Consider the following 16582-nt stretch of genomic DNA (forward strand, 5'->3'; position numbering starts at 1 on the left):
TCTTACAAGAAGTAAGTAAATGTTAATTGTTATCACAATGAGAATCATTATCATGAAATGTGCATGGCACGGCAAGATAATTTTTCAAAAAATGTGAACCTTTTTACGCTTTGAGCATCGGGTCAACCAGAGCGAAGGTTTTCCCGTATGAATTATCGTCGTCGATGAGTTTTTGAATTAGTAGAGCCACATCGGCGCGGCGAATTAAACCGTGGGCTTCGCCTTGAATACACTGCGCATTTCCGGTTGAGTCACCGTTGAAAAGTCCACCCGGGCGTAAAATACAGTGACGAAGTTGGCTGGTTTGTAGCCAGCTTTCCGCCAGTGATTTCTCGCGCACGGCTTGGCCAAAAGCTTTCTTCGCGCGTTCTGAAAGCGTCGGCCAGCTGTCACCACAGCCGATAGAGGTGACTAAAATCATATGCGTAAGGCCACAATGTTCAGCGGTGTCGATGATCAGGCGGTTGCCTTGATAGTCACCTTCGCGGCCGCCAAGGGTTGAAACAACGCGGGCATGTTCACCGGCTAAACGACAAACCTGTTCTACCTTTTCTACATTGAGGGCATCACCCTCAACAACCTGCACACCTTTATCGCGCAATATCTGCGCTTGCTCGGGATTTCTCACCAGTGCAAAAAGCGGGCGTTTCTCACGCAGACCCAATGTGACTAATTCCGCCCCAACGCCGCTGCCGGCACCGAAAATCAACCAAGGTGTCATGCGGTAGTCTCCTGTTGAGCCGTCATTTTGCTCGGTAACGCGCGGAAAGCGGCTAGCTGATCGGCGAGCAGTACGCGATGGCTATCACGGCCGACAAAAATTTTCATCATCGCCAGACCGGCGGCGTTGATGAACCAAACGGAAGCGGTATCCATGCCCATAAATTGACGTTCAACCAGCGCAATATGCACGCAGTGAGTGGCGCGAATATGACCACTCAGGCCTTTTTTGCCTCGCAGATTGAAGAAGCCATGACGGTGCGTTCCGCTCGGTAATTCACCATGAAATTCAAGGATTAGGTCATCGTTATTCACCAGCGTAGTCACATCACCCCACTGGGTAATATCATCCCAAACCGTATCAAACTGTGCGCCATCAAAAACCTGCGCGGTGGGAATTAAACGGATAACGTCCAGAGGCGTTACGTCATAGCGCTTGGCGATATCTTCGACCGTGCCATCTGGGTTAGTGCTCAGAAAAGCGATCAGGTCGTGCTGCTGGGCGGAAGAGGTATGGCTCATGGTGTTGGCTCCAGTTGAATAGAGTGAGTGGATTGTGTTTCTAACAGTTGTGGCACGAGCGTTTGTAGCGCCTGCATGATATTGCTCGCCCAAAAACGGCCAGCCGGAGTGAGGCGAAAACGAGAACCGTTGACGGTCATCAGCCCGCATGTTTGCCACTGTTGCAACAACGGCTCCAGCGGAGCAGGGTTGGCAAGAACGCGAGACAGATCGAAATATCCCACTTCGATACCGCCCTGTAAGGTGAGGCGCCAGCGATACTGATCGCTGCGCGAGGTCATCATCATGATCGGCTTGCGGCCTTCATCCAATTTTTGATAATAGCGCTCAAGGCTCCGTTCCATCATGTATGACTGACCGTCTAAGTTGCCGCCTGCGCAGCTGCCAAAGGCTAAGCAGTCAGCGCCTTGTTTGATCAGCAGGTTATACAGGTTGCGCTCACGCGTGGTGCGAGCCCAATGACTGTTGCTGAGCTGGCGCCAGCCTTCGTCGGCGAGAAATGCTTCGCCGGTTAGATAAAAGTCTCTGCGCTGGGTAACATCCGGCAGGGTGACGCGTTCGTTCTCGACCGCTTTGCCGAGCGGGGTGGACGGTAAAAGATTAAGGGCGTAGAGATCGACACCGTCTAAAGGCAAATCGCTGACGATATCGAGGTCGGTTTGCCAATCCTGCATGGTTTGGTCGGGTAAACCAAACATCAAATCACAGACCACGGCGGCACGATCGCGTTCGGCCAACTGGCGCATGAACGCTACGGCTTCTTCGCCGGTTGCGCGACGGCCCATACGCTGACGGATCCGCGTATTAAAGGTTTGAATGCCGATCGAGAAACGGTTAGCCCCCGCTTCAAGACAGGCATCAACGCGCTCATCGTCAAAATTAAGAATGCGGCCTTCAACCGTAATTTCGCAGTCTGGCGATAGCGGTAGCAGACGTTTTAACGTGCTGATAATTCGATGTAGTTGAACGGCAGATAACGCGGTCGGCGTTCCTCCGCCAAAATAAACGGCGTGAATTGGCGATGATTGATGTAGTGGGCTAGATGCTTCCATCTCGATCTCGCGAACCAAATAGTCGCAGTACTCTTCCGTTGCTTCTACTTCAAGTTTGTTTTGATAAAAGCCGCAGAATTTGCAGTGCGTAGCGCAAAATGGGATGTGCAGATAGAGCAGGCGTTTGTTGCCGCTAACGCGATGGTTAAGAATGTTTTGCCAGTGTTGGTCAACGCTTTCTGCAGCGACTGGCTTTTGGTTTCGCCACGGCATAATTGCCCATCGGTCACGGAAAGGGATGCCTTCTTCCGCGGCGAAATAGGGCGCTAGATCCAAATTCATGCGCAAATTTCCTTGGTGACTTTTTGATAAAGGCCAACATTAAATGATAATAATAATCATTTGATCAATAAGAAAATTACGTTTGGATGATCTGAATCAAAACGAAATGATAATTAATACAAATAAATGGCTAAAAAAAAGCCGACTCGAAGGTCGGCATTTTATGTCGGTATAAGACTACAATCGGGCGCTTACCGCATCAGCCAGTAGCTCAAGCAGGGTTTCGGTATCCTTCCAGCTTAGGCACGGATCGGTAATCGATTGGCCATAGGTTAACGCTTGTCCCGGAATATTTTTCTGCGTGCCTTCAACTAAGAAGCTTTCGGCCATGATGCCGACTATCGCATTGGAACCATCGCGAATTTGTTGCCCAACATTGGCCGCAACATCCAACTGGCGACGATGCATTTTCTGGCAGTTACCGTGGCTAAAGTCGATAACCAGATGCTCAGGCAAATCAAATTCTCGCAAACTGTCGCAGGCGCTAGCGATATCGTCGGCATGGTAGTTTGGTGTTTTCCCACCGCGCATGATGATGTGACCGTACGGATTGCCGCTGGTTTGGTAAATCGTCATCTGCCCATGTTTATCAGGTGATAGGAACATGTGGCTAGAACGCGCAGCTCGAATGGCATCGATCGCGATGCGCGTATTACCATCGGTGCCGTTTTTAAAGCCTACCGGACAGGAAAGCGCAGACGCCATTTCACGGTGAATTTGGCTTTCCGTGGTGCGTGCCCCGATAGCGCCCCAACTGATGAGATCGGCGATATATTGACCGGTCACCATATCTAAAAACTCGGTTGCGGTTGGCACGCCCAATTCGTTCACTTTCAACAAAAGTTCACGCGCTAAGCGAATGCCGTGGTTAACCCGATATGAACCATTGAGATCGGGATCGGAGATCAGTCCTTTCCAGCCAATAACTGTGCGCGGTTTTTCAAAGTAGGTGCGCATGACAATTTCCAAGCGGTTTTGGTATTTGTCGCGCATAGCGGCTAGGCGCTGAGCATAGTCAACAGCAGCATTAGTATCATGGATAGAGCAGGGACCAACGATAACCAACAGGCGTTTATCATCACCACTCAGAATTCTTTCGATTCGCTTACGTGACGCTGTCACGTTTTCTGCAACCGTCGATCCAACAGGCAGTTGTTGCGCCAGTTCTTCAGGCGTAACAAGGGTGTCGATGCGCGCGGTTCGCAATTCATCGGTCTTATGCATAACCATCTCTAAATCTGTTCTTCGCTACGGCAGGAGTACCGGGAAGTGATGACGATCACAATAAAGCAATTGACGGACAAATCAAGAGTGTGTTGTTCGTTTTATATACAAATAACGTACTTTTTTACTAGTACATGTGTACATGGTGATGTGCATCATGTCTGAGTGTCTATTTTATCGACAAAAACACGCCGTAATGTTCTGCTGAAAGTATGACTTCTTTGCGGATTACGACCACGATAAAAGCGTTTCATTCGTCACCAGCATGAACTTCAACGCGCCGAGGATAAATGTCCAACAAGGTATTCTATTATTAGAGGCTGTTGGCAGTTTGCGGTGCAATAAGTAACGGTTTCAGGACATGTGTCCTGTCTTTAGTCAATGAGAGGAAATATAGTTATCACCATGAAAACCGAGAATAAAAACAATCAGTGGTTGAGCGTTATTGAGTTGGTGACAAGCGACCAAACGCTTTACTCGTTGCTGAAGTATTGTCCTCTGGAAATTTTGCGCTGCTGGCAATTAAGCCAATTTTCTGCGGGTGAGTTAGTTTGTCGGCAAGGAGATATTTGTGGAGAGTTTCATCTAATCGTACAGGGCGAGGTGGATGTATTTACCACCGCTGATGATGGCCGCAAATATTCACAGGCTCGGTATAACAAAGGCGATATGTTGGGCGAATTAGAAATATTTGAGCAACGTCCTTATATCTGTTCTGTAGAAGCGATAGGCAATGTGACTTTGCTAACGTTAACTCGAGAGGCGTTTTGTTGCTGGCTGACGTTAGATAACTATTTTAATCAAAAAATCTTGCAGTTATTTAGTCGCCAGTACTATCAGCTGTCTAAAAAGGCCGGCGAGGATACGCTTTATTCGTTACATCAACGTATTTGTTTAGATTTACTACAACGGTTCCAACACCAGGGATCCGATAGCAGCAAATGGATGCTATTTAATAAACAACAGCTGAGCGAACAATTTGCGGTTGCACCACGCAGCATCAACCGTATTTTGTTTGAACTCCGCGAAAAAAATATTATCGCGATTAACGGTGAGCAGCTTCAGATTATCGATCCTCAACGCTTACTAAAACAGTCAGAGCAATAACGAGTGATTCATAGGGATATATTATGACTCAGCGGCAACCCCATATTCAGTTAAGCCAAAGTATGACGCAGGCGCGTTATGCATTATTGCCTGGCGATCCAAAGCGCGTAGAACACGCAGCGCATTTTCTTGAAAATGTAGAGGAATTAGGCTGTCATCGAGAATACCGCGCATTGCGGGGTTGGTTTCGAGGTGTGGAAGTGCTGGTGATGTCAACCGGCATGGGGGGACCTTCGACGGCGATTGCGGTTGAAGAACTCAACCAAATCGCTGTGACAAATTTAATTCGTATCGGAAGCTGCGGCGCGATGCAGGACCACATGCGTCTTGGTGATTTGGTTATCGCCCACGCAGCGGTACGCGATGAAGGCACCAGTAGTGCCTATGTTAAACCCGCGTATCCCGCCTGCGCAGATGTGAGCTTGGTTAGTACGCTGGTTCAGCAGGCCAAGCGGTTGGAATATACTGCCCACTGCGGCTATGTTCGTAGTCATGATAGTTTTTATACCGATCATGAGCAGGAAATAGACCATTATTGGTCAAATAAAGGTATCTTAGCCGCTGATATGGAAACCGCGGCGCTGATGGTTGTTGGCGCACTGCGCCATATGCGAACGGCATCGATCCTGAATGTGGTTGTCGAACACAATGCCTGTCTTACTGAAGGGATTAATGACTACCAGCAACAAGAAAAATCAGCACAGCAGGGTGAGTCTCGTGAGATCCTACTTGCGTTAGAAACTGTGTATCAAGATAGTCTCGAAGGGAGGCAATAATGGATTTTTTTAGTATCACAAATGTGATGGTTAATATCCCGCTGGGCGAGGGTGGCTATGCGCTCTCATGGATTGAAGCCATCGGTACCATATTCGGTTTGCTATGCATCTGGTTTGCTAGTAAAGAAAAAATCATTAACTACTTATTTGGGTTAATTAACGTTACGTTATTTGCCGCAATCTTTTTCCAAATTCAGCTATACGCAAGCTTATTGCTTCAAGTTTTCTTCTTTGCCGCCAATCTCTATGGCTGGTATGCATGGAGCCGTCAGAACGAGGCTAATGAAGCCGCATTAAAAATACGCTGGCTGCCACGCAATAAAGCCATAACGCTGGCGTTAGTGTGCATCGTAGCTATTGCATTGATGACGTTCTTTATCGATCCGGTATTTGCGGTACTCACTCGCATTGCAATAAGCCTGATGCAATTCTTAGGTCTTTCCGTTGTGATGCCAGAACTCCAGCCGGATGCATTCCCGCTATGGGATTCTGCGATGCTGATCCTCTCTATTGCGGCAATGGTATTGATGACGCGGAAATACGTTGAGAACTGGTTATTGTGGGTGCTCATTGACGTGATTAGCGTAGTGATTTACGCCATCCAAGGCGTCTACGCGATGTCATTGGAATATATTCTACTGACTGCTATCGCCATCATGGGCTCAGTGGCTTGGATTAAGAGCGCCAAAGCGCATGGCTCTTCGCCATTGAGTTCTTAGACGATTAAATTGAATTGATTAAAGTTTATCTTAGTGAAAAGGCTCTATAGGGATAGGGCCTTTTTTGTTTTCTATATGATGTAATCTGTTTTTATTTTATCAATTGTATTTTAAGTAGTTCTCTTGTTTCCATTAAAATTAGCCCAAGCATGTTTTTTCCTGAGCCGTCGCCTCCGTCCGCCCAGTAAGCGTCGTTTGATGTATGCTCTACTAAATGAGCATCATTTGTTGCTAATAATAATTGTCCTATTTCTTTGTTTTGACTGAATTTGTTAAAAACAGCAGCACGCATGACATCATCTTTGATGCTTTCCCAGTCATCACGAAGTTTATTTCTCCTATCTCGTCCGATTTTCGCCGCCTCCATGGGAGACTGTGTTTGTAGAATCGACAATTTTACAGTTTGATCTAGGAATTTAGCTGCTTGAAAATAATGTTCAACAGTTGGCCAAAAAACATCACCTAAAGCAAATCCATAAGGAGCGAAATTAGAAAGATAGCCGTAACTATCATTGTTTCGATAAAATTTTATCAGGCTCATATAATTCTTGGTACTCCAGGTTTACGATCGTCAATAGATTCACCTATGATAATAAGATTTAGGCATTTATCTAATTTTTTTCCAATTTCCTTGAGGAAAATGCTATCAACACGTTATGCCTCTGCATTAATTGAAATTGACGAAGATACTATTTCTTGCAGTATCTCTTTATCAATAAATCTATCATTTTTCAAAACCCGCGTGCTTTCTTCTAAAAAGCAAACTAATTGTTCTAGAGCAAACTCCTCTATTTTTCTTTCAAGAATAATCTGAAGTAATAGAGTCATTTTTTGCACTAATTTCTTTAGTGGTTATCAATGATTGCATATCATTTTCGATAATGAGTAATCCTACAATACCGGCATCCTCCGCAGCTAGAGGTTGTGATGATAGTACACATAAGAAAAAAAAGATGAAAATATGTTGTTTCAGTTTAATCAACATATTGATTCACTGCTCAGTTCTGATATTTTTAGGTGTTATTGAACACTAAGAATAAATCTTATCCATATGATAATAATGGACTAATTTTATTTGTTTTGTGACGGTTGGCGTATAAAAACAAACTTCACCCATAGAAAAATTAACGGTGCTATCAACCAACCCCAAAATAAAGTTATTTGGTCTAATATGAAATAACAAAGCCCATAACGATCAACTGTATTCATGTATAGCATTCTCCAACGTGGAAAATGAGAGAGTGATAAGCTAATAGATATCAAAGAAAGAATTTCTCCTAGTATTATTCCTATAATAATTAATTTAATGATGTTCTTATGAAAAATAGTCTCTTTGAAGAATACCACTGAGAATATAAGCAATGAAAACCAATATAAATGATAAACGGCAGTAAACTGTGTTGTTTTTGTTGCCATGCAAATGAAAATACCATTGATGGAAATAGCAATCAGGATCAAAAGTGTAAAAACTACATCACTAGCTTTCTTGAGTTTCATCATTTTTCCTTCTCTTTTTCCTCAACAGCATCGTGTAAACTAGATGGTTTTTTGTAAATATTTATGCCATATGGTGTGCTTAGTACTGTTGAAACATTTTCTGCGCAACTAAAGCTGCCTGGCTCACCCTGCTCAACGGCTCTGTCCAAGATATCTTGTGCAACTGAATCGGTCACTGATAAATTGGTTTTTTCTACTTTTGTACTTACAGGCTTATGGTATGCAATAAACTTAGAAATATCAGCTTCTTCATCTGAAAATATAGCTCCAGAACCTCTTTTTCCTTCTAAATAACTACCGCCAGGGTCGTATAGATATTGCTTAATTTTATTATCCTCCATAACTGATATATAAAGGGCTGAGTGATCAGCCATTTCAATAAAAGCATAGCTGCCATAAGTTGTAATTAGTATAACTGATGATTTTCTCTCATCCTTTTTAGGGGTGCTCTGCGCATACTGAGTAATATCCTCATCACTATTCTTACACTCTTCACAATAGGGGGCTTCGGCTTCAAATGTTTCTAACTGGGCCGGCGTCAGCGGTGGCGGCACGGCTAATTTCAGCGCCTCGAGAGGGGATTTTATCGAGAGCGCAGAGCCGCTTCCCGCGGAGCCCGAGCCGATGTGTACCCCTGCTGACATATAGATCCCAGACGGGTTGAGCGTGATAAATTTCCCACCGGCTTTGAGGGTTAACTCGGTTCCTGCGTCAATGACTACTTTGCTGCCTGCGCTGTAGTGAATTTCTTTACTGGCCTTCACGATGTGTGATTTGCCGATTTGTTGTTGCAGGCTCGCCCCCATCTCAAGCGAAACATCACCGCTGATTTTGCTGCGCATTTCTCCTTGAATGATTTCATGGCGGTCGCGGGTTAGCTCGGTGATCTGGTCTCGTTCTATTTTGTGGTGCTGGTCGCGCAGAATTTGCCATTGCGCATCGTTTTCAACGCGGGCGTGAAAGTCTTTTTGGGCGCGTAAATAGAGCTCTTCTTTGCCTGAGGTATCTTCGAAAGAGAGTTCGTTATAGCCTTGGCCTTTTAGCGTTTTACTGCGCAAAACCGTTTTGGTTTTATTGGCAGGCAAGGCATACGGGGGATGATTGAGCGCGTTGTAGGTCATCCCGGTGACGATAGGGCGATCGACATCGCCGTTAAGGTAAGAAACTATTACCTCTTGCCCGATGCGCGGGATCGCCATCATGCCGAAGCCGCTGCCGTTCCAGCCTTGTGATACGCGTATCCAGCACGAGGCTTTTTCATCTGCGGGGTTGTAGCGATCCCAGTGAAAATGCACGCGAATGCAGCCATCTTCATTAACGTAAATCTCTTCACCGGCCGGCCCCACCACGGTCGCCACTTCATCGCCATCGGCGGTGGGTTTGTAGCGGTAGGGCGCGCGCCAATCAGTTTTCCCCGGAATGAAGCGAAAATGATTCGTCAGCGTGGTTCCTTGATGACGCTCGCCGTTATCTTGCTCAAGCGCTTCAGGCATTTTGCCATGATGTTCAATGGCGATGATTTGCCATTTGTCGTTCATCGCAGCGACGGGATGCTCGGTAAGCGTGAAGATTTCGCCGGGCATCAGGGCGGCGCAGTTAGACTGACCGGTTCCCGTGCGGCTGTCGGCTTGCAGCTGCTCAATACGATATTTGGTTAACGGGGTTGCCTCGCCGTCGTTTTGAAAACGGCCATAGCTTTCAAACACTGAGAACGAAGTGGGTTTACGCGCGCTGCCGCTAGGCCAGCCATCGAGCTGCAAACGGTCGGCAGGGTTGAGATAGTTACGGTCTTTTTGCACGGTTTTTTGCGGGCGCATGTGGGCCCCAAAGCGCCATTGAGAGACGATATCGCCAGAAACTGCGCCTTTGGGATGGGGGTTATAGGTCAGCGTGCTGCCCGTTACCATGCCTAAATAGCTGTCGCTATAGCACAACCCTTTGGGTTCAAACCAGAAGACAAAACCTTCTTCTGCTGCCATGCGGGTGAAGAACTCGAAGCCCGACTCGCGTTTTTGTGTCACATACTCATGAACTGGATGGGTATCCTTCATCATCACGCAACTGGCCTGAACGCAGTGCTGCTTGAGTAATTCCGTTAGCAGGTCAGGTACGGATTTTTGGTGATAAATGCGGCTGTCTTGGTCAAGCGTCATCACCCACATGGCGGGGCGTACGGTGAGATAATAATAGGTGCGGCGAAAACCAGAATCGCCCTGTTCGGCGCTGGTGACCACGCCGGTGACGATGCGTTTAACATCGCCATCTACGGTAATGGTCAACACGGCACTTTGTAGCAGTTGTGACTGCATATCGATGCTATCCGACGTGCTGACCAACGTGAGGGTGAGCGTGAACAGCTCAGATAGGCCCTCGCTCAAATTGAATTCAGCGACGTCAAACGTCTCAATCGGCAGGTCGCCGATTTGACAAGAAAAATAGAGACCCGTATCCATTGGCATGGTGCAACGTTCCTTATAGAAACTCTATTGGGGAAGTAGAAAATCGTGAGGGGGAAAATATCGTGCTTGGTGGGCTTTGTATGTAGTTAATTAATTATGCTAATGAGTTTAACTATTTGATTGTAATGAATATTAATGATTATTTAATACAGATTTAAAGAAGGGGATGGCAAAGACAGGAACGCCGAGCAGCTAACCTCGGCGTTTTTATAGAATAGATGAACTAATACATCCGCCGGCTCAGCCCCAGCGTATCGAGAATCTTGGTGGCAATCTCTTCAACCGAGTGATTGGTGGTGTTGAGGTAGCGGATTTGATTTTTACGATACAAGGCTTCAACTTCGGCTAATTCTAGTCGGCACTGGCGCATTGAGGCATAACGGCTGTTTTCTCGGCGGCCTTCGCGAATCGCAGCTAATCGGTCAGGGTTTATCGTTAGGCCGAAAAGCTTATGTTGATGGGCTTTAATTGCAGGCGGCAGTTGGAGGTTATCCATGTCATCGGCGGTAAAAGGGTAGTTTGCGGCGCGGATACCGAACTGCATGGCGAGATAAAGGCTGGTAGGGGTTTTTCCACAGCGAGAAACGCCGAGTAAGATGACCTGAGCCTGATCGAGATTACGCAGTGAAATGCCATCATCGTGCGCTAACGTGTAGTCAATGGCGGCGATACGGGCATCATACTTTAATAAGTTATGCTCAGTCAGACCGTGGGTGAGATTGGCGACGTGAACCGGATTCATCCCTAGTTCATCTTGCAACGGCGCCACCAGCGCCCGAACGATGTCCTGACAAAACCCTTTGCTACTGTGAATAATTTCGCGAATTTTGGGTGAGACAATGGAATAGAACACCAGCGGGCGTGATCCGGTGCGCTGGTAGATATCGTTAATTTGCTGGCACACGGCTTCGGCGCGAGTTTCAGTTTCTACAAAGGGTAAGGTAAATGAGGTGATGTCGACGGGAAATTGTGACAGTACTGCGTGTCCGAGAACCTCGGCGGTGATTGCCGTACCATCTGAAATATAAAATACGCTTCTTTCCACTCCGCGCTCCTGTAGGGACTTTTCTGACGTAGTTCCTACTCTAGCGCACTCACATTTTATTTACATATTTTATATTTCAAACTGCAGGGTGCGAAAGCATGCTTTAGCGCGAGGCTTTTAACCGAAGAAGCAGCCAAATTCATCGCGATCGACAATACGCATGGCAATGCTGAAAGACGGTACGGCATCGTCTTGATAAAGATGCCACTCGGCATTAGGGCGCATCCAGTAGAGGGTCCATTGTTTGGAGTCTTCTACATAGGTCACCTTTATAGAAGGCTGTTCAACCATTTTGGTTTTTTTACCTTCGTCTGAGGCGTGTAGCTCAAAAATGTCGATGTCATGGCCCGTAATCCGATATGAAAGGTCGTTTTCATGGCGCAAATTTTCTGCAGGGCGACGCTTCGATAAAAATAAATCCATACAGCGTTTAATATCTTGGAGCTCTAAATCGGTAAAAATCATGGCAATAACCTTAAATGTAAAATCTTTTGCTGTGATGTTTAAATAGCTAACTCGATAGAACGGGATAAAAACAGATACGGGTGGTGACGGACCGATCAGCCAGAAGGATAACGTTCGAGGGGAAAACGTGTCAGGAACTCATTCACTGATGATAATTATTGAATGCGTTTAATTACTGAAATTGACTAATCACGCAGTAAATTAACACTAAAATTGATTAATAGCTATCCAAAGCCATCTGTCCTGTGGTTTTTCAGTTTTATCTGTTTGGATATGGACTAATTAACCAAGGAAATCGTTTGCTTGTATCAAACCGATTGTCCTTCAGCTTTCTATGGCTTTTTGCTGACGGATTTCAGCCATCCTGAGTATAAAAGTGCGGTTTGAAGAAAATTCATGATATTCACCAATAGGTGGATCGATTCACCTGTCTTGGCGAAACCCCACATTGTGCTAGTCTGAAAACGCCGGATTTACGGCCACAATTATTTTCTGTACCCATCTTTGAATGTGAAAAGGATTGTCTCGATGTCTAGTAATGGCCCTGACTTGCATAACGTGCTTTGGTACAACCAGCTCGGCATGCACGATGTTGATCGGGTGGGGGGCAAGAACGCCTCTCTGGGAGAAATGATCACCAATCTGTCTGAACTTGGTGTTTCGGTGCCTAATGGTTTTGCTACTACCGCACAGGCATTCAATGATTTTCTGGAACAAAGCGGTGTTAACCAACGTATTTATGATTTGCTGGATAAGACAGATATTGATGACGTGACACAACTGGCCAAAGCGGGCGCACAGATCCGTCAGTGGGTAGTAGAAACGCCATTTACTCCAGCCTTAGAGCGTGACATTCGCAGTGCCTATCAGCAATTGGCACAAGACAATGCCGATGCCTCTTTTGCCGTCCGTTCATCTGCAACGGCTGAAGATATGCCTGACGCATCGTTTGCCGGTCAGCAAGAAACTTTCCTCAACGTTCAAGGTATCGACGCGGTGATGGTCGCGGTGAAGCATGTTTTTGCCTCGCTGTTTAACGATCGCGCCATTTCTTATCGCGTGCATCAAGGCTATGACCACCGCGGCGTAGCGCTTTCGGCGGGTGTTCAGCTGATGGTGCGTTCCGATTTGGCGGCTGCGGGTGTGATGTTCACCATTGATACCGAGTCAGGCTTCGATCAGGTTGTTTTCATTACCTCAGCCTACGGTCTGGGTGAAATGGTGGTGCAAGGGGCGGTAAACCCTGATGAGTTTTACGTTCACAAACCGACGCTGCAAAAGGGCAAACCGGCGATTGTGCGTCGTACGATGGGATCGAAGAAAATTCGGATGGTGTATGCCGCAAGCCAAGAGCACGGCAAACAGGTTCGCATTGAAGATGTTGAAGAAAACGCACGTAATCGCTTTAGTTTGAACGACCATGAAGTGGAGCAGTTGGCGCATCAGGCGCTGATGATTGAGCAGCACTATGGCCGTCCGATGGACATTGAATGGGCGAAAGATGGGCACACTGGCAAGCTGTTTATCGTTCAGGCACGGCCAGAGACCGTTCGTTCCAACGAACAAGTGATGGAGCGCTACCAACTGACGGGTCACAGCGAAGTGCTAACCGAAGGCCGTGCCATCGGTCATCGTATTGGTGCTGGGCCGGTAAAAGTAATCCATGACATCAGTGAAATGAACCGTATTGAACCGGGCGATGTGCTGGTGACGGATATGACCGATCCTGATTGGGAGCCGATCATGAAGAAAGCATCGGCCATTGTCACTAACCGTGGTGGACGTACTTGTCACGCGGCGATTATTGCGCGTGAACTGGGTATTCCTGCGGTGGTGGGCTGCGGTGATGCCACGGAACATCTGCGTGACGGCCAGAAAGTCACGGTTTCCTGTGCCGAAGGCGATACCGGTTATGTTTACAGCGATATGCTGGACTTCACGGTGCATAGCTCTCAGGTTTCAACCATGCCCGATTTGCCGTTGAAAATCATGATGAACATCGGTAATCCCGATCGTGCCTTTGACTTTGCTCGTTTGCCTAACGAGGGCGTTGGTCTGGCGCGCTTGGAGTTCATCATCAACCGCATGATTGGCGTGCATCCGCGTGCGCTGCTCGAGTCTGACCAGCAAGACGCTGAGACTCAGGCCGAAATTAAGCAGATGATGCAAGGCTATGATAGCCCAGTCGAGTTTTACATCGGCCGTTTGACGGAAGGGATCGCGACGCTGGCGGCTGCATTCTGGCCAAAACGCGTTATCGTGCGTCTGTCTGATTTTAAGTCCAATGAATATGCCAATCTGGTTGGCGGCGAACGTTATGAGCCACATGAAGAAAATCCAATGCTGGGGTTCCGTGGCGCTGGCCGTTACGTTGCAGAGAGCTTTAAAGACTGCTTTGCGTTGGAATGTGCAGCGGTAAAACGCGTACGTAATGAGATGGGACTGACTAACGTTGAAGTGATGATCCCGTTCGTTCGTACGGTGGCGCAGGCCGAAGCGGTGGTTAAGCAGCTGGCTTCGGAAGGGCTTAAACGCGGCGAGAACGATCTTAAGGTCATTATGATGTGTGAAATCCCATCAAATGCCCTGCTGGCGGATCAGTTCCTTGAACATTTTGACGGTTTCTCTATTGGTTCCAATGATATGACTCAGCTAACGCTGGGGTTGGATCGCGATTCCGGTGTGGTTTCTGAGCTGTTTGATGAACGCAATGATGCTGTTAAAGCATTGCTTTCCATGGCTATCAGAGCGGCTAAGGCTCAAGGGAAATATGTTGGAATTTGCGGGCAAGGGCCTTCAGATCATGAAGACTTCGCACGTTGGTTGATGGATGAAGGTATTGATAGTTTATCCTTAAATCCAGATACGGTAGTTCAAACTTGGATTAATTTGTCAGAGAAATAGATTCGGCTATAAATTAGACGAATCTAAAATCGAGCGACTGTTTTATACAGTCGCTTTTTTAATTTAAGATGTTTTTGATGATTTGTTAGGCTGGGAAAATAATAAAAAAAAAGCCCATCATAGGGAGATGGGCAAAGACTACACACAGCAATTCGGTAAGAAGTTACGCTTGAACAAAGCGGCTCCTTTAGGGGTACTTAGCAATCTAAGTTACTGAACATGATAGGTATGCTGGCTTAGATCGTCTTTAAGAATCATCTGAATCAGAATGGGTTATATTATATAACCCATTTTTAGTTATTACGATAGTTTGTTTTTGGCATATTTAAGAATAATCTCTAATGGTTGGAAAATTAATCATAAATAAAAAAGACAAATATTTATTTATGATTAATTTAAGAGAGAACTTAAGGATATTCTTAATTGTGTCGCTTGCTGTTGCAAATAAGCGTTATGCGGAATCTTAATTAAAAACGGGGCCATTGGCCCCGTTGCAATATATCTGCTATTAACTGTTGTTACAATTGGTCTAATTCACGTGCCACCTGTTCGGCGTCTTTTACCGGCTCCGGTGCTTCATGTACCCATGCAGAGACCAAGCGATAAGAAACGGCAAGCACCACCGGACCGATAAATAGTCCTATCATACCGAAAGCCAACAGGCCGCCGATAACGCCAGACAAAATGAGGATCATTGGCAAATCTGCACCCATGCGAATAAGTGCAGGACGCAGGAAGTTGTCCAGCGTACCTACCACACAGCTCCAGACTAATAGCACCGTCCCCCATGTGGTATCACCGCTCCAATATAGCCAGATGATGGCGGGGATCAGTACTAACAACGGTCCAAGCTGCGCCAAGCAGCAAATGAACATGAGCACCGTGAGCAGCGTGGCGTAGCCAATCCCGCTAATCGCCAAGCCAATACCGCCGAGAACCGATTGAACAAGGGCGGTAACCACCACCCCGAGCGCAACGGCGCGGATAGCTTGAGCTGCAAGCACCACCGCCGCATCGCCACGTTCTGAACCTAGACGAACCGCAAAGTGGCGAATACCTAAGGCGACATCTTCGCCGCGGCTATAGAGCAGTGCGCTAAATAGCAGCATAAGTGAACAATGCAATACGAATGAACCGACATGCGCGGCCTGCGCAACAAACCACGTGATGGTTTGGCCAATGTAAGGCTGTATTTTGGCGATAATAATGCTGCCGCCACCGGCTAGCATTGAATGCCAGCTGTTATACAGTTTGTGCCCAACGGCAGGAATGCTTTTTAGCCAAAGCAGATCGGGAATAGACCAGTTTTTCGCGGACGATGCCCACTCAAGAACAGGGCCGCTATTATCGATAAGGCTGCCTATCACGAGTGCAATAGGAATAATGAAGAGTAGCAGTAATAATAATGTCATGAGCAACACTGCAATCCAGCGTTTGCCCCAAAATATATTCTGCAATTTAATGAGCACTGGCCAAGTTGCGATAACAATCATGCTGGCCCATGCAAATCCAAGAATAAATGGTCGTACCACCCAAAGGCAGGCGACAATCATTAACGATACAAACAAAACCCCGAACATAATGCGGGGGAGATCGTATTTGTGCTGCGGTTTATACATTTGAAATCCATCCTAAAATAGAACATTGAGTTCCCTATGCCTATGATGACCCATCATGGGTAAAAACCCTAGCGTCACTATGTAAGAAAGCATAGCAGGTGGATGTTATTTAAGCGTGGATATTCAATCTAATAAGCCTATACCTCACTGCAGATTAATGCGATGAGCGAGAGACTCCCTGAGTTGTCATT

General features: G+C 46.6%; 15 protein-coding genes. 4 read left to right on the forward strand and 11 right to left on the reverse strand.

Going from position 1 to position 16582, the window contains the following annotated elements; genetic code table 11:
* Nucleotides 1-103: 103 nt before the first annotated feature.
* The 4 genes from AB3Y96_RS10920 to AB3Y96_RS10935 form a co-directional block, all read right to left on the reverse strand.
* On the reverse strand, nucleotides 104-721 hold the full coding sequence (locus AB3Y96_RS10920) for an SDR family oxidoreductase (protein ID WP_367299163.1): 618 nt from the start codon (nucleotides 719-721) through the stop codon (nucleotides 104-106).
* On the reverse strand, nucleotides 718-1242 hold the full coding sequence (hutX, locus tag AB3Y96_RS10925; protein WP_367299164.1) for a heme utilization cystosolic carrier protein HutX: 525 nt from the start codon (nucleotides 1240-1242) through the stop codon (nucleotides 718-720). The genes AB3Y96_RS10920 and hutX overlap by 4 nt, the downstream gene beginning before the upstream one ends.
* On the reverse strand, nucleotides 1239-2576 hold the full coding sequence (hutW, locus tag AB3Y96_RS10930) for a heme anaerobic degradation radical SAM methyltransferase ChuW/HutW (RefSeq protein ID WP_367299165.1): 1338 nt from the start codon (nucleotides 2574-2576) through the stop codon (nucleotides 1239-1241). The genes hutX and hutW overlap by 4 nt, the downstream gene beginning before the upstream one ends.
* 177 nt (nucleotides 2577-2753) lie before the next feature.
* On the reverse strand, nucleotides 2754-3800 hold the full coding sequence (locus AB3Y96_RS10935; RefSeq protein ID WP_367299166.1) for a 3-deoxy-7-phosphoheptulonate synthase: 1047 nt from the start codon (nucleotides 3798-3800) through the stop codon (nucleotides 2754-2756).
* A 405-nt stretch (nucleotides 3801-4205) separates the two neighbouring features.
* Between AB3Y96_RS10935 and AB3Y96_RS10940 the strand changes: the two genes are divergently transcribed.
* From AB3Y96_RS10940 to pnuC, 3 genes are read left to right on the forward strand one after another with little or no spacing between them, the layout of a single operon-like run.
* Entirely contained in the window at nucleotides 4206-4907 is a 702-nt protein-coding gene (locus AB3Y96_RS10940) for a Crp/Fnr family transcriptional regulator (RefSeq protein ID WP_367299167.1), read from the forward strand.
* Nucleotides 4908-4930: 23 nt separating this feature from the next.
* Nucleotides 4931-5683 carry a nucleoside phosphorylase gene (locus AB3Y96_RS10945; RefSeq protein ID WP_367299168.1) on the forward strand — a complete coding sequence of 251 codons (753 nt, stop codon included), beginning with the start codon at nucleotides 4931-4933 and terminating at the stop codon, nucleotides 5681-5683.
* Complete coding sequence (gene pnuC / locus AB3Y96_RS10950; protein WP_043493160.1) at nucleotides 5683-6402, forward strand: nicotinamide riboside transporter PnuC; 720 nt, start codon at nucleotides 5683-5685, stop codon at nucleotides 6400-6402. The genes AB3Y96_RS10945 and pnuC overlap by 1 nt, the downstream gene beginning before the upstream one ends.
* 91 nt (nucleotides 6403-6493) lie before the next feature.
* Here the strand turns inward: pnuC and AB3Y96_RS10955 are convergent, their stop codons facing one another.
* The 6 genes from AB3Y96_RS10955 to AB3Y96_RS10980 all read right to left on the reverse strand — a co-directional run bounded on the left by AB3Y96_RS10955 (nucleotide 6494) and on the right by AB3Y96_RS10980 (nucleotide 11868).
* Entirely contained in the window at nucleotides 6494-6943 is a 450-nt protein-coding gene (locus AB3Y96_RS10955; RefSeq protein WP_367299169.1) for an NADAR family protein, read from the reverse strand.
* A 113-nt stretch (nucleotides 6944-7056) separates the two neighbouring features.
* Nucleotides 7057-7230 (reverse strand): hypothetical protein, encoded by a 174-nt coding sequence (locus tag AB3Y96_RS10960; protein WP_367299170.1) that lies wholly within the window; start codon nucleotides 7228-7230, stop codon nucleotides 7057-7059.
* Nucleotides 7231-7473: 243 nt separating this feature from the next.
* Nucleotides 7474-7902, reverse strand: a complete 429-nt coding sequence (locus tag AB3Y96_RS10965; RefSeq protein WP_367299171.1) for a hypothetical protein — start codon at nucleotides 7900-7902, stop codon at nucleotides 7474-7476.
* Nucleotides 7899-10358, reverse strand: coding sequence for a type VI secretion system Vgr family protein (locus AB3Y96_RS10970; RefSeq protein ID WP_367299172.1), 2460 nt, complete (start codon nucleotides 10356-10358; stop codon nucleotides 7899-7901). Before AB3Y96_RS10970 ends, AB3Y96_RS10965 begins: the two co-directional genes overlap by 4 nt.
* Before the next feature lie 223 nt (nucleotides 10359-10581).
* Nucleotides 10582-11403 carry a pyruvate, water dikinase regulatory protein gene (locus tag AB3Y96_RS10975; protein WP_367299173.1) on the reverse strand — a complete coding sequence of 274 codons (822 nt, stop codon included), beginning with the start codon at nucleotides 11401-11403 and terminating at the stop codon, nucleotides 10582-10584.
* A gap of 117 nt (nucleotides 11404-11520) precedes the next feature.
* Nucleotides 11521-11868, reverse strand: a complete 348-nt coding sequence (locus tag AB3Y96_RS10980; RefSeq protein ID WP_061554605.1) for a DUF3024 domain-containing protein — start codon at nucleotides 11866-11868, stop codon at nucleotides 11521-11523.
* A 528-nt stretch (nucleotides 11869-12396) separates the two neighbouring features.
* Here AB3Y96_RS10980 and ppsA point away from each other — a divergent pair.
* Nucleotides 12397-14772, forward strand: coding sequence for a phosphoenolpyruvate synthase (ppsA, locus tag AB3Y96_RS10985; protein ID WP_367299174.1), 2376 nt, complete (start codon nucleotides 12397-12399; stop codon nucleotides 14770-14772).
* Between the two features lie 518 nt (nucleotides 14773-15290).
* Here ppsA and ydiK read toward each other — a convergent pair.
* Nucleotides 15291-16391 carry an AI-2E family transporter YdiK gene (gene ydiK, locus AB3Y96_RS10990; protein WP_072310354.1) on the reverse strand — a complete coding sequence of 367 codons (1101 nt, stop codon included), beginning with the start codon at nucleotides 16389-16391 and terminating at the stop codon, nucleotides 15291-15293.
* Nucleotides 16392-16582 lie beyond the last annotated feature (191 nt).

The sequence above is a fragment of the Hafnia alvei genome (assembly GCF_964063325.1).
Lineage (GTDB): Bacteria > Pseudomonadota > Gammaproteobacteria > Enterobacterales > Enterobacteriaceae > Hafnia > Hafnia alvei_B.